Below are 14063 nucleotides of genomic sequence, written 5' to 3'. Positions count from 1 at the left end.
CGCCCTTCGGCTCTTACCCGCCATGCACGATGACCGCTTCCGTCCACCCGCTCAACCCGGCCCCAAGTCTCGATCCGCTGGTCGCGCTGACCTCGGCCGACATGAATGCCGTAAATCAGGTCATTCTTGCTCGAATGCAGAGCCAGGTTCCGCTGATTCCGGAGCTTGCGGGTCACCTCATCGCCGGCGGAGGCAAGCGGATGCGGCCGATGCTGACCTGCGCCGCCGCCGCATTGTGCCAATATCCCGGCAGCCGCCACCACAGCCTCGCCGCCGCGGTCGAGTTCATCCACACCGCGACGCTCCTCCACGACGACGTGGTGGACGTCAGCGAAACGCGCCGCGGCAAGCGCACCGCCAACATCATCTGGGGCAATCCCGCCAGCGTGCTGGTCGGCGATTTCCTGTTCTCCCGCGCGTTCGAGCTGATGGTCGAGGACGGCAGCCTCAAGGTGCTGAAGATCCTCAGCCGAGCCTCGGCCGTGATCGCCGAGGGCGAAGTCGCGCAGCTGACCGCTCAGCGGCAGATCGGGACCAGCGAAGACACCTACCTGTCGATCATCGAGGCGAAGACCGCCGCCCTGTTCGCCGCCGCCTGCCACATCGCGCCAGTCGTGGCCGAAGCCGGCGAAGAGGCCGAGGAAGCGCTCAGCAGCTTCGGCCGCAACCTCGGCATCGCTTTCCAGCTGGTCGACGACGCGATCGACTACACAAGCGAAAGCGCCACAAGCGGCAAGGACCTCGGCGACGACTTCCGCGAAGGCAAGATGACCTTGCCAATCATCCTCGCCTACGCCCGTGGATCGGACGAGGATCGCCGCTTCTGGCGGGAAGCGGTGGGGGGCACCCGCACCAGCGACGATGATCTCGCCTACGCCATCGCGCTGTTCCACCGCACCGGCGCCATTGCCGACACGCTGGAGCGCGCCCGTACCTATGCCCGCCGCGCGCTCGACAACCTTGCCCCGTTCCCCGCGGGCAAGGCCAAGGCCGCGCTGACCCAGGCGGTCGAGTTCGCGGTGGCACGGGCTTATTGAGGTAACAGGAACCGAACGGTTGCCCCGGAGCTTCCCTGTCCATCCCACACGGACAGAAAAGAGCCCCCATGGTCGAGACGATCGGTTACGCCGCCAAGCACAGCTTCAGTCGAATGAAGCCGTTCCGCTTCGAGCGCGACGAGCCCAAAGACAATGAACTGCTGATCGACGTCCTGTATTGCGGCGTCTGCCACTCGGACATCCACCAGGTGAAGAACGAATGGGCGAACACCGTCTACCCATGCGTTCCCGGTCACGAGGTTGTCGGCCGCGTCGCCAAGGCGGCCAAGAATGGCAAGTTCAAGGTCGGCGACATCGTCGGGGTCGGCTGCATGGTCGACAGCTGCCACGCCTGCGCGCCGTGCAACGAGGGCGAGGAGAATTATTGCGAGGGTCCAAACGGCTTCCTCGCCACCTACAACGGCCCGTTCATACCCGCCGCGAAGGCTGCGACCGGTGAGAACATGTACGGCCGCGACAACACCTATGGCGGCTATTCCTCCAACATCGTCTGCCGCGAAGATTTCGTGATCGCCATTCCCGGCGGCCTGAAGCCTGAGGAAGCAGCGCCCATCCTCTGCGCCGGCGTCACTACCTTCTCGCCGATGAAGCATTGGGGCGTGAAGGCGGGCGACAAGGTCGGCGTAGTCGGCCTCGGCGGTCTCGGTCACATGGCGGTGAAGCTGGCCAAGGCCCTCGGCGCGGAGGTCACCGTCTTCACCACCAGCGAGGACAAGAAGGCAGAAGCCGAGAAGCTCGGCGCAACCCACGTCACCATGGAGAAAGAGCTGAAGAAAAAGGCCGAGGAACTGACCGCCGTTCCCGGCACCTTCGACTTCATTCTCTCCACCGTGCCCGAGAAGCACGACATCAATCCTTACGTCGCCCTGCTGAAGCGCGACAAGACGCTGGTGATCGTCGGCGCGCTTGAACCCATGGCTGGTGTCGACAACAGCGCCGCGGCCTTTCACCGCCGGTCGGTCGCGGGCTCGCTGATCGGCTCGATCGCCGAGACCCAGGAAGTGATCGACTTTTGCGCCCAACACGGCATCGCGCCCGAGATCGAGATCATTCCCATCCAGGACATCAACAAGGCGATGAAGAAGGTCGAAAAGGGCGACGTGCGCTTCCGCTACGTCATCGACATGGCCAGCATCGCGCAGGAAGAAGCGGACGACGATTAAACGAGCATGGGGAAGCGCCGCTTACGACGGCGGCGCTTCCCTGTTCCGGTTTATCTCAGCAAGCCTTCAGGACGCCCCCGGCCGCTTCGAGCTTGCGCACGCAGGCGACTTCCGAAGGCCCGGCACCTCCAAGCAACATCTGCGAGCCTCTCATCTTGAGGACGGCGCGGAAGCTTTTCCGGTCTGGTGCCAAGAAGATGTTGACGTTGTCCGTGTCGCAAAAGTGGTTCTTGCAACCGAACAGATAAAGGGTCGGCTTGCCGCCGATCGGCATGGGGGCCGGGGGCGCGGTCACACCGTTCAGCCGGGTTAGCCAGGCCGCGCTTCGGCCACCGGGCGGAAGCGACTTCAGATAGGCTTGGTAGGACGCCTCATAGCCTGCCGGAAAGGGCGACGGCGCGGCGGCGACGAGGGGAAGCACAAGGGCGGCTGACGCTAACCGTACAATCCGAACAGGGCGCATATTGGCCTCCTTGTGAATGAGCGGGTCGCGCCTTTTACTCCTTTCGTGAGCCTAAGAATATCCGGGCCGGTGTCGCGCCGCCTATCAAAGCATTTCGAGTGGGATCGGCCTCGCCGGGCGCGGAAAGGCCGCGTCCAGTGCATCGAGAACATCGCTGGGAAGGACGAGGTCGGCGGCGGCTCTGTTTTCCCGCACATGCTCCACCGTGCCGGCCTTCGGGATGGCGATCACCCGCCCGCTACGCATCGTCCAGGCCAACGCAACTTGCGCCGGTGAAGCACCGATCTCGCCCGCAATCTTTGCCAGCACAGGGTGCCCGAGCAGCCGCCCCTGCTCGACCGGGCTGTAAGCCATGGCCGTCATGCCCTGCTCGAACAGCCACGGCAGCAACTCTTGCTCCGGCCCACGCCGGGTTAGGTTGTAGAGGATCTGGTCCGTGACACACGCCATCCCGCCGGCCTCGACCAGTTCCTCCATATCGTCTGTATCGAGATTACTGACGCCCCAATGCCGGATCTTGCCGGCGCGCTGCAGCGCTTCCATGCCCTCGACCGTCTCGGCCAGCGGCACTTCGCCGCGCCAGTGAAGGAGATACAGGTCGAGCCGGTCGGTGCCGAGCCGCTTCAGGCTCGCTTCGCACGACGCTGCAAGCCGTTGCCTCGAGGCGTTGTGCGGAAAGGCCTTGCTGACCAGGAACAGCTCGTCGCGCCGGTCGCCGAGAGCCTCGCCGATCAAGCTCTCGGCGGCGCCGTTGCCGTACATTTCCGCCGTGTCGATCAGTGTCATGCCAAGATCGACCCCCGCCCTGAGCGCCGCCAGTTCGTCCTCACGGCGATCGGGGCGCTCGCCCATCATCCACGTGCCCTGGCCAATCATCGGCACCTGCTGGCCGGTGGAAAGCGTCACGGTCTTCAAGCTTGCTTCTCCTTGAGGGCGGCGTGCTTCGCTCAACGCCGCCAGCGCGCCTCGGTTCGCATGAGCCCTGTGCCCGCCTCTTGCATTGCCAGGGTCGGCATGGTTGGTCCGGCGCCGCCGTGACCAGCACCCTCCCCGTTCAAGACGTGCTCCCCGACCTGCTCGCCGCTCTTAGCGAGGGTCCGCGCGCGCTGCTTGTCGCGCCGCCTGGGGCCGGCAAAACGACGCTGGTTCCGCCCGCTCTCCTCGACCAGCCATGGTGCAGCGGCGAAGTCCTGTTGCTCGTTCCACGCCGTCTCGCCGCCCGTGCCGCGGCCGAGTTTATCGCCCGCTCGCTGGGGGAGCAGCCTGGCGCGACGATCGGCTACCAGACCCGCCTTGACAGCCGCGTCGGCAAGGACACTCGCCTCATCGCCATGACGCACGGCGTCTACCTCTCGCGCCTTCAGGCCGATCCCGAGCTGACGGGCGTCTCGGCGGTGCTATTCGACGAGGTTCACGAACGCAGCCTCGACAGCGATCTCGCGCTCGCCCTCACCCTCGACGCGGCCGAAGCACTGCGCCCTGACCTTCGCCTCCTTGCTATGAGCGCGACCCTCGATGGCGAGCGCTTTGGCGCGCTGCTCGGGCATCCGCCACTGATCCGTTCCCAGGGCCGATCGCACCCGCTCACCCTCGTCCACCTCGGCCGCGATGCCGCCGCGCGGATCGAGCCGCAGGTTGCTGCCGCCTGCCGCCGCGCCTTGGGCGAGACCGACGCGTCGATCCTCGCCTTCCTTCCCGGCGTGGCCGAGATCGAGCGCACCGCAGAGGCACTCGGCTCCCTGCCCGCCGACGTGGTGCTCCACCGCCTCCACGGACAGGTCGATCCTGCCGCCCAGCGCGCCGCTCTCGCGCCCCCGTCGCCGGGCACTCGCAAGCTCGTCCTTTCAACCGCCATTGCCGAAACCAGCGTCACGCTCGATCATGTCGCGGCGGTGGTCGACAGCGGCCTTGCGCGTCGGCCACGGTACGACCGCGGCGCTGGCCTCACCCGCCTGGTGACCGAGCGCGCCAGCCGTGCCGCTGTCACCCAGCGCGCGGGTCGCGCTGCCCGCCAGCGCCCCGGCACCGCCTACCGCTTGTGGGAAGAAGCCGCGTTCAATGCGCTGCCCGCCCACGATCCGCCCGAGATCCTCGAGGCCGATCTGTCGAGCTTGCTGCTCACCTGTGTCGGCTGGGGCGAAGCCGATCCGTCGCGGCTGCCGTTCCTCGACCCGCCGCCTGCACCTGCCCTGTCCGTGGCGCGCCGCCGCCTCCAGGAACTCGGTGCCATCACCGATGATGGGCGCCTCACCGATCACGGCCGCGCCATCGCCCGCCTGCCCCTCGAGCCACGCCTTGCGCACATGCTGATCGAGGCGTCGACCCGCGGCTTCGGCCAGGCTGCGGCCGACGCCGCCGTCCTGCTCACCGAACGTGGACTCGGCGGCAATGATCCCGACCTCGAACTGCGTCATCGCCGGTGGCGCGGCGACCGTGGCAAGCGGGCCGAGGGCGGGCGCGGACTGGCCAAGCGATGGCTGAAGCTGACCAATGCCCTGCCCGGCCGCCCTGACCGTCTTGCCGACGCCGTCGCGCTCGCCTTCCCCGACCGCCTGGCGCGACGGCGCGATCCTTCGGGCGAGCATTGGCAAGCGGTCGGCGGCCGCGGTTTCAGGCTCGACCCCGCCTCGTCGCTCGCCTCGGCACAATGGCTGGCTGTTGCCGAGGTCGCCGGCGCGGCGTCGGGCGCCCGCATCCTCTCCGCCGCCGCAATCGACGAAGCCGACGTCCTCGCGTTGTTCGGAGATCGCATCGAGACCCGCCACGACGGCGCCTTCGATCCTGCCACAGGCAGCGTCACGCCCACCCGCAGCCGCCGCCTCGGCGCCATTCGTCTCGCGTCCGGCCCCGATCCGAGCCCGGACCCGCATGCCATTGCCGCGGCGCTGATTGAAGGGGTGGCCGAGCACGGCTTGTACCTCCTGCCCTGGAACGACGAAGCGCACGCACTCCGCGCTCGTGTCTTGTTCGCGGCAGCCGCCGATCCTGCCTTGCCTGACCTCTCCGACGAAGCCCTGCTCGTCCGCCTCGACGAATGGCTCGCCCCCCTTGCGCAAGGCCGCCGCCGCCTGTCCGACATCGGTGGCGGCGCCCTCGTCAAGGCGCTTCAGAACTTGCTCGGCTGGGAGGGGCAGCAGCGCCTCGACAAGCTTGCGCCAAGCCACTTCCGTTCGCCCGCCGGCTCGACCCACCCCATCGACTATGCCGCAGCCGGCGGCCCGACTGTCGAGGTCCGCGCACAGGCACTGTTCGGCCTTGCCACTCACCCGACGGTCGCCGGCGGCCGCGTGCCCCTCACCCTCGCCATCACCTCGCCCGCCGGGCGACCGATTCAGACCAGCCGCGATCTTCCCTCCTTCTGGTCCGGCAGCTGGCGCGAGGTCGCCAAGGAGATGCGCGGCCGTTATCCGCGCCACCCCTGGCCCGACGATCCCGCAACGGCAGCACCGACCCTCCGTGCCAAGCCACGCTCTTGAGCGGGGCACACCCTGGCGTCACGCTCTTGATTTCGCGCAAGGCTTCCGCCACCTCGCCCACATGCCCACCGCCCGCATCATCGAGACCGATCGCAAGACCACCCAGAGCGGCCGCGCCAAGGCCGGCAAGTGGACGCTTGAATTCGAGAGCGATCGGGCACAGCGCCACGATCCGCTGACCGGCTGGGTCGGCAACGCCAACACTACGACCCAGGTGCGCCTCGCCTTTGCGACCAAAGAGCAGGCGATCGCCTATGCCGAAAAGCATGGGTTCGATTACCACATCGTTCCCGCGCCCCCCGTGAAGCTCAAGCTCCAGGCCTACGCCGACAACTTCCGCTAACGCCGCACCTGCCTCCCTTGCGGGAAAGGCGGAAAGCACGTAATCGATACGGCGCCGGATCGCTTTCTCCTGTTCAGGAGGGCGTCGGTGTCCCATTCCATCATGCTGATCGTCGGCACGCGTCCCGAGGCGATCAAGCTCGCGCCGCTTGCGCGGGCTTTCCACGATCTCGGGCGTGCGCCGTTGATCGTGCTTACCGGCCAACATGCACAGCTCGATCCCGCCGCGTTCGGCCTTGACGCTTACCCGCTTCTTCGCCTTCACTGCGCGGCGAAGGGCGATCCGCGGCTCCATGCCGACGCGGTCGCAAACGCTCTGGCGCCTGCTTTGCTTGGCGCTGGCCGGACGGACCTTCTGATCGTCCAGGGCGATACTTCGAGCGCACTTGGCGGAGCGTTCGCCGCTACCGCCGCTGGCATCCCACTCGCCCATGTCGAAGCGGGTCTGCGCAGTCACAACCTTGCGATGCCATGGCCCGAAGAAGGCAATCGCGTCGATATCGATCGTCTCTCCCACCTCATGTTCGCCGCCACCGAGGAGAATGCCGCCAACCTCGTGCAGGAAGGTGTCACCGGCGCGGTGCATGTCACCGGCAACACTGCGATCGATGCGCTCTTTGACATCCTTTCTATCCTGCCGCCCAAGCACATCGGCGACAGCTCGCCGCGGCTGCTGGTAACCTGCCACCGGCGGGAGAATTGGGGCGCCGCCTTTACACCGATCGGCCTCGCCCTGCTTGAACTCGCGCGCCTGCCCCATCTCAGGATCGAGTTCGTCCTGCACAGCAATCCCGCGATGGCCGCCTCGGCCAAGCTCCTGCTCGGCGGGCACCCGCGGATCACGCTCCTGCCTCCTCTTGAGCACCACGACATGGTGAAGGCGATCCGATCGGCCCACATCCTGCTCAGCGACTCGGGCGGCATCCAGGAAGAAGCACCGGCGCTCGGCATCCCCTTGCTCGTGCTGCGCTCGACCACCGAGCGACCAGAAGGCGTTCACTCCGGCAACAGTCTGCTGGTCGGAAACGACCGGGGCACCATCGTCCACCACGTCAGCCGGCTGCTCAGCGACGAGGCTGCTTACCGTGCGATGGCAGTACCGACCCTTCCATTCGGCGACGGCAAGTCCGCGCCGCGCATCGCCGCCTTGTGCGAACAATGGCTCACGCGCCAGCCCCACCCGGACCGGGTACTGACCGCCTGATTGACGAACCCGGCCAGCGCCGCCATATGCGCGCCTCGCACCGCAGCACGGCCCCTTCGTCTAGCGGTCTAGGACGTCGCCCTCTCACGGCGAAAACACGGGTTCGAGTCCCGTAGGGGTCACCAATTGACGACAAGCCAGCAGAAATCTTAAGTTTTCAGTCACTCGTGTGTGTCACAGTAACACATAGGAGTGACACAACGTGCCAAAAGTTGCCAAGCCGTTCCGCAAGCCGGGTAGCACCACCTTCTACCTTCGCCGGCGTGTTCCACAGGACTTGCGGGCGGTTTACCCGCAGAAGAACGGCATCATCCTACGCTCGCTCGGCACTGACTCGCCGACCGAAGCGGCTCGGCTCTTCCCTGCGGCAAATGCGGCGCTCGAAGCAGAGTTCGCGGCGCATCGGCAGAGCGTGGGCTTGTGGCCGGCGCAGCAGGCACAGCGGCTCACCGTACTTGCAGACCTCGCTGACCAGCTGTTGAGGACCGCTCCCGAACATACCAAGCGCTCGTTTCGATATACCACGACAGTCCTGCCGGGCTGCGGGTTCGACCATTCATCCGAAGATGGAGAAGCGAATACTCCGGAGTTGCGGGTCGCGAGGATGTCGTCGACGATCAGGATGCAGGTCTTGCGCGACCTTGCGGTAGAGATCGAGAGCGCGAACGGGCCCACTCCCCTGCCCGTGTCGGTTCGCAATGAGCTGATGAAAGTGTTGGAAGAGCGCTTCCCGGCCTTCATTGGTGCGTGGTGCTCCGACGCCATCTTTTCCGATCAGGTCGGCAAGCGGAAGCTTACCCCGCCGGAGGTCACCTTCGACCCGCAGATCACCCTCTCGGGAATGAAGGACCTTTGGATCAAGGCTCGCGGACGGTCGAACCAGACGGTGACTGAGGCTTCGCAGGTGGTTGCCGACTTCGTCGAGACCTTCGGCAGCTTTCCCGCCAAGGACATCACCATCGATGACCTAATGCACTTCAAGAATATGCTGCTGCAGTTGCCGAAGAACCTTTCGAACAAGGAGGCCAAACTAGCCATGGCCGAGCGGCTACGCTGCCAGACCTGGATTGACGACAAAGGGGTCGAACAGGTCCGCCCCAAGGTCAGCACGCAGACAGTCGCCAAGAAGATGTCGCTGCTCAAGGCTGTTCTCGGTGTAAAGGTTGGGGACGGTAAGCGCGTCCTGCGCCACAATCCGGCGGAGGGTCTCTCCACCGGCCACCGCTGGGACGGCACCTCCCGGGACCAGCTGACGCCCTCCGAGGCGATCGCGCTGTTCGCCCTGCCCGTGTTCAAAGCTCCCAACGGATGGGCCGTTCGGCGCACCATCTCCGACCTGACGCTCGCCTGGCTTGGTCTCCTTGGACTTGTGAGCAGCAGCCGGCTTGGGGAGATTGCGCAGCTCCGCCCCACTGACATCATCGTTGACGGGCAGCATGTCGCGTTGGACATCACTGCATATACCGGCCCCGAGGATGAGGGCGGACCCGAGAAGAAGCTCAAAACAATAGCAAGCAGGCGCGTGATCGTGCTTCCGGCCTGCCTACTGGCACTTGGCTTTCTCGATTTTGTCGAAGCCGTGCGAGCTGCTGGGCACAAGCTCCTCTTCCCCGACCTTGTCGATCGTCACGGCAAGCCGTCGGCTAAGGAGGTGTCTCGCCGCCTCAACCAGCTTCTCGACCAGGCTGTGCCTCGAGGGAACGTCGCCTTCCACTCGCTCCGGCATAACTGGAAGGCAGCGGCTCGGCGGGCAGGCCTTGATCCAGTTCTGCAGGCTCGGCTCAGCGGCCACGCATTGGTCGATGTTGGCGACCAATACGGCAAGGCGTTCATCGACGACCTCGCCGAGGCGATCAACAAGATGACCTTCCCAATGGTTGACTGGTCAGCCTTGCGCGCCAGCTGGGCGTCGCTTGCGTGGGAACAGCAGGTTCACCTTGCCTACGAGAAGTGTCGGTCAGTTCCGCCACGAGCAGCTTAGTCTCGGCTCGCAGAAGGTCGCCACGGCAGCCTCGAAGCGCGCGTCCGGCCAAGCCCCCTTGCACTCGCTGCTATGCGGGTCGAGGCAGTTGACCCTATGGCAAGTCGCGTTGCAAAGTATTTGACCCAAACAGAGGTCAGATCTTGATCGAGGATCGGATGGTGCCAGTCGAGGGCGAGTGACGACCTGGTTCAGGCCAGAAAGGCTCCGCTGCCGCGCAGGCCGCCTGCTTGTCTGTTTCGCGCCCAAGGTGGACGCTCACGAAGGCGTTGTCGGCACCACAGAGCGGCCGTTGGTTCAGTTAAGTCGCTGATGTCCCGAGTCCATCCGTCGCGGACCTTACGTCACTTCCAGGCTTGACCGAGGGTCCGCCTCCCTTCTGTTCCGCATGCGCACAATCGGCGGAGCGCCGGAAGCGGATCGTCTGACCTCGACGCACCCGTTTCGCTTCCGCGGCGTTCCTCCCACATGCGCCGCACCATCCTCTTCCTGCTTCTTTCTCCCGCTCTCGCCAGCTGTACGACCCTTCCGCCACCCGCGGCGGTTTCTGCCCTCGTCGGCTTACCTCAACACCGTGGAGACGGTTCGGTCACGGTCAATGGCGAGGGTTTTCTTGAACGCCGCGGCGACTGCATTCTGCTCACGCGAATGGTGGGCGAGCGCCGCTATTACAACCTCGTCATTTGGCCCGAAGGCACACGTTTCGACGGCCGTTTCCTTGTCGTCCAAGCCCATCGTCCGGAAGGCGAAGTAACTCGGCGCGTCGGCGGCTCGATCCTTCTGGAAGGCAATGCTCCCGACTGGTCGGAGCGGCTGCTGACCATCTATCCCAGTCTCGCCCGCTGGCGTGCGGCCTGCCCCTACCCGCCCTTCTTCGCCGAAGGAGTGCGTCGCCACCGCGACCGCTAGCCTTAGCGCGTCGCCCATTTTGTCCTCACGTCCGCTTTCTACTCTAGGCGGATGTTCACGGGTGAACGGACATTGGCGGGCCGTCATGTCTACTAAGAGGGAAAGGAAACGCACAGTTAACGCGGCTAGCCGCATGTGAATGGGAAAAAGTGCCGAAAAATCAGTGAAGGAAATGCTGGCAGCACTGCGCAGCAGTCACGCTTGCGATGGCCATCCGGTCCCAACAACACCGGAGATTTCCGCGACTTTTCCAGCCAGTTCGGGTATGCGCGATGGCCTTATGGTCCCCAATCGGCAGCGGCCAGGTCACCGGGCGCTTCTCGACGGCAACTTCGCCCGGCGAAAGCACCCCGTGCGGGCGTCGGAGTACTGCATCTGGGACACCGAGTTGCCGGGCTTCGGCATGCGGGTCCATCCCACCGGACGGTACAGTTGGTTCGTCCGCCTGCGGCATCGCGGCAAGCATCGGCGGGTGACGCTGGGCCGAACCGACGAGCTGGACGCGGCGCTCGCCCGAACCCAGGCGCGGCGGCTGCTGGCGGAGGTGGCGCTGGACGGGCTGCCCAAGCGCACGGTGGTGAAGGCGACGCCCGAGCTGGCCGACTATGTCGAGACCTACTGGTCCGACATCTCCCGCTACTGGAAGCCGTCCACCGCCAAGCGCAATCTCCACGCCTGGCGGCTAGACCTTGCCCCCGCTTTCGGCAGCGTCAGAGTCGCCGACATTGCGCCTTCCGACATCATCCGCTGGCGTGACGACTGCGCGGGCTCGGACGAGGCGAAGTTCAACCGGGCGCTGCCCGTGCTCGCCTCGCTGCTGAAATACGCCGAGCAGCTGCACCTGCGGCGCAAAGGCTCGAACCCGTGCCGCGGCACGCCACGCTACAGGCGCCAGCCAAGCGAGCGCTACCTGACGCCCCTTGAGTACCGCAGGCTCGGAGCGGCCTTGCGCGAGGCGGAAGGCGACAGGCCCACCGAGGTCGCGATCATCCGGCTGCTGCTCTACACGGGCGCACGGGTCAGCGAGGTACGCGACCTCCGCTGGGAGTGGGTGCGTCCGCCGCATCTGGCGCTGCCCGACAGCAAGACAGGGGCGAAGACCGTCTGGCTGAACAGCCAGGCGATCGGCATCTTGGAAGCGGTTCCGCGCCGCGAAGGGTGCCCGTTCGTCTTTCCGAACCGTGCGGGAACCGCTTCGGTCAGGGTCGACAATTGGTGGCTTGCGTTCCGCCGCACCTGTGCCATGCCGGACCTCCGCATCCACGACCTGCGCCACAGCTTCGCGTCGACCGCGATCATGGACAACGTGCCGCTCGCCACCATCGGCAAGCTGCTCGGCCACCTGCTGCCCGAGACCACAGCTAAGTACGCGCACTTGTCGGACGATGTGATTGCCGACGCCGCGCAGCGTATCTCCGGCTCGCTCGCCCAAGCGATGGGTCTGCGCGCGTGACCGCGCTCGCACTCCGCCGGGTCGTCGCTGAAGCCCTGGCCGATGTCGGCGCGAACGTCGTCTATCTTCGGCTACCCCGCGGCAAGCCGCGCACGACCACATGGCTCGGCATCGAGCACGGGTTCGGCATCCGCCACTACGCCACGGGGCGCAACGTCTACATCGTCCAGACCCGCATGGCTGGGCGCCTGCGCACGGTAACGATCGGTCCGGCTTCCGTCATCACGCGCCACCAAGCGACCATGGTTGCGCGGCGGCTGATCGCCTACGCGCAGGTTGGGCTTGACCCTGCGACCGATCGCAAGCGGATCCGCTCGGCTCCTCGCTTCGACGACTTTCTGGAAGAGTACTGGGCGCGCTGGTCGCCCCACTGGAAGCCGTCGACCTACGAGACGCAAACCGGATATCGGGCGCTCTACCTCGACGGCGCGTTCCCCGGCGTGTTCATCGACGCACTGAACGAGGCGGACGTGACCAAGTGGTTCGCCGACCTCAACAACCGGACCGGGCCGGGGGCGGCGAACCGTGTCATGGCGATCCTCAACAACATGCTGAACAAGGCGGAGGTGTGGGGCTACCGGCTGGAAAACACCAATCCTTGCCGCGCGGTCCGCCTCAACCGGAAGCGCCGGTGCGAGCGCTTCCTGAGCAACGCGGAGTTGGGGCGCTTGGGCCGGGTGCTGGCGGAGGCGCGCGGGGGAGGGGACCCGGTCGCATCGGCGAAGGCAACGGCCGTCACCCTGCTGTTGCTGACCGGCTGCCGGGTTGGCGAGATCCTGGGCTTGCACTGGCAGGACGTGCGCGGCAACCGGCTCATGCTGCGAGACAGCAAGACCGGCCCGCGCACGGTGTGGCTGGGGGACGACGCACGGGCGCTCATCGGCACGCTGCCCCGGCTCAAGAACTTGCCTTGGCTGTTCTGGAATGTGAGGGCACGCAAGCCCATTCGGGACATCACGCACTTCTGGCACCATGTCCGTGAGAGGGCGGGCCTGCCGGCAGTGCGGCTCCACGACCTCCGACACACCTTCGCGAGCCACGCCGCCATAAACAAGGAGACGCTGCCGATGATCGGGCGGCTGCTGGGCCACGCGAACCCGCAATCCACGGCGCGCTACGCCCACTTGGACGACGCGCATGTGCTGGACGCGGCCGAGCAGATCGGCGCGGCGATCGAGAGAATGCTGTCATAGCGACGAGCAGCCTTGAAAAAACTGGGCAGACCGGTGTTGGACACCCGACAGTGCGGCAGCTGTAGTGCGGCTGAGCTTGGCAGAAAGCGGAAATCTGCCTCTACGAGGGAGAATTTCGAACTTAAGCTTAGTAGGTCGCCATGATCGTTCACGGCCCGTTCACCCGTATATGCCGACACCTAGGTCACCAACGGTAAGCACGCTTAGTCTGACGTGCAGTTAACGGACAGTAGCAGAGGCAAACCAGTATCGTCCAACAACCGATAAAGAACGGACTTAGGATGATCTGTTGAGGCTTCTGCTTGACTTCGCCGTAGAAAGAGGACCAACTCATAGTTGGCCGTTCACCGGCTCAGTCTGAGTCGATCGTTGCGGCCAGGGAGAAATACGATGAAGCGCATTGTACTTGCTGCAAGCCTACTCTTCTCCACCACTGTGCCGCTTGCAACGGCTCAGGCAGCCGCACCGCCGACTGCTTCGAAGCAGTCACTCGTTGAGTATCTCGGTGAGATCACAATAGACGGCGTGACGTATGACGTGTACCTCGTCACCGATCTTGGCGGCGGTGTGTACTAAGTCAATCCGCTAGGCGATCATGGTCGATGCGGAGCCTGTCTGCAGGTCTCCGTATCGACCTCTTTCCTTTATCTGAGCTGTGACTTCGGCAGCTTGTAACTGCATGAGGGCGATCACATGGGCGGACGTTCAAATATTGCATCTGCGGCAATAGCGTGCCTAGCACTCTGTTCATCGCTGGCAACGCCGGCAACTCCCGCTGTGGCGCAGAATAGGATGGCGAACGACGTTACGGGCACCTGGTC

General features: G+C 65.4%; 12 protein-coding genes and 1 tRNA gene. 11 read left to right on the top strand and 2 right to left on the bottom strand.

Features of this window, described 5'->3' with window-relative positions; translation table 11 throughout:
* Nucleotides 1–29: 29 nt before the first annotated feature.
* Nucleotides 30–1037 carry a polyprenyl synthetase family protein gene (locus ACP69Z_RS07850; RefSeq protein WP_426266950.1) on the top strand — a complete coding sequence of 336 codons (1008 nt, stop codon included), beginning with the start codon at nt 30–32 and terminating at the stop codon, nt 1035–1037.
* 68 nt (nt 1038–1105) lie between these two features.
* Nucleotides 1106–2221 (top strand): NAD(P)-dependent alcohol dehydrogenase, encoded by a 1116-nt coding sequence (locus ACP69Z_RS07845; RefSeq protein WP_426266949.1) that lies wholly within the window; start codon nt 1106–1108, stop codon nt 2219–2221.
* A gap of 55 nt (nt 2222–2276) precedes the next feature.
* On the opposite strand, the gene ACP69Z_RS07840 is transcribed toward ACP69Z_RS07845, so the two are convergent.
* Both ACP69Z_RS07840 and ACP69Z_RS07835 read right to left on the bottom strand, forming a co-directional pair.
* The gene (locus ACP69Z_RS07840) at nt 2277–2684 is read right to left on the bottom strand and encodes a hypothetical protein (RefSeq protein ID WP_426266948.1); all 408 of its coding nucleotides are present in this window, start codon (nt 2682–2684) and stop codon (nt 2277–2279) included.
* 84 nt (nt 2685–2768) lie between these two features.
* Complete coding sequence (locus ACP69Z_RS07835) at nt 2769–3599, bottom strand: aldo/keto reductase (RefSeq protein ID WP_426266947.1); 831 nt, start codon at nt 3597–3599, stop codon at nt 2769–2771.
* Between the two features lie 119 nt (nt 3600–3718).
* Between ACP69Z_RS07835 and hrpB the strand changes: the two genes are divergently transcribed.
* The 9 genes from hrpB (at nt 3719) to ACP69Z_RS07790 (ending at nt 13818) form a co-directional block, all read left to right on the top strand.
* Nucleotides 3719–6160: an ATP-dependent helicase HrpB gene (hrpB, locus tag ACP69Z_RS07830; protein ID WP_426266946.1), complete on the top strand. Its 2442-nt coding sequence runs from the start codon at nt 3719–3721 to the stop codon at nt 6158–6160.
* A gap of 61 nt (nt 6161–6221) precedes the next feature.
* Nucleotides 6222–6503 carry an NADH dehydrogenase ubiquinone Fe-S protein 4 gene (locus ACP69Z_RS07825; protein WP_426266945.1) on the top strand — a complete coding sequence of 94 codons (282 nt, stop codon included), beginning with the start codon at nt 6222–6224 and terminating at the stop codon, nt 6501–6503.
* 87 nt (nt 6504–6590) lie between these two features.
* Complete coding sequence (gene wecB, locus ACP69Z_RS07820; protein WP_426266944.1) at nt 6591–7706, top strand: non-hydrolyzing UDP-N-acetylglucosamine 2-epimerase; 1116 nt, start codon at nt 6591–6593, stop codon at nt 7704–7706.
* Between the two features lie 49 nt (nt 7707–7755).
* Nucleotides 7756–7831: transfer RNA gene (locus tag ACP69Z_RS07815), tRNA-Glu, on the top strand.
* Between the two features lie 77 nt (nt 7832–7908).
* A complete protein-coding gene (locus tag ACP69Z_RS07810; protein ID WP_426266943.1) occupies nt 7909–9687 on the top strand; it encodes a DUF6538 domain-containing protein in 1779 nt (592 codons plus the stop codon).
* A 468-nt stretch (nt 9688–10155) separates the two neighbouring features.
* A complete protein-coding gene (locus ACP69Z_RS07805; protein WP_426266942.1) occupies nt 10156–10596 on the top strand; it encodes a hypothetical protein in 441 nt (146 codons plus the stop codon).
* Between the two features lie 265 nt (nt 10597–10861).
* Complete coding sequence (locus ACP69Z_RS07800; protein ID WP_426266941.1) at nt 10862–12049, top strand: tyrosine-type recombinase/integrase; 1188 nt, start codon at nt 10862–10864, stop codon at nt 12047–12049.
* Complete coding sequence (locus ACP69Z_RS07795) at nt 12046–13242, top strand: tyrosine-type recombinase/integrase (protein ID WP_426266940.1); 1197 nt, start codon at nt 12046–12048, stop codon at nt 13240–13242. The genes ACP69Z_RS07800 and ACP69Z_RS07795 overlap by 4 nt, the downstream gene beginning before the upstream one ends.
* A 390-nt stretch (nt 13243–13632) precedes the next feature.
* Nucleotides 13633–13818, top strand: coding sequence for a hypothetical protein (locus ACP69Z_RS07790; RefSeq protein ID WP_426266939.1), 186 nt, complete (start codon nt 13633–13635; stop codon nt 13816–13818).
* Nucleotides 13819–14063 lie beyond the last annotated feature (245 nt).

The sequence above is a fragment of the Sphingomonas sp. LHG3443-2 genome (assembly GCF_049896405.1).
Taxonomy (GTDB): Bacteria; Pseudomonadota; Alphaproteobacteria; order Sphingomonadales; family Sphingomonadaceae; genus Sphingomicrobium.
Note: the sequence above shows the minus strand (reverse complement) of the source record. Positions and strands in the feature narration are given on the sequence as shown.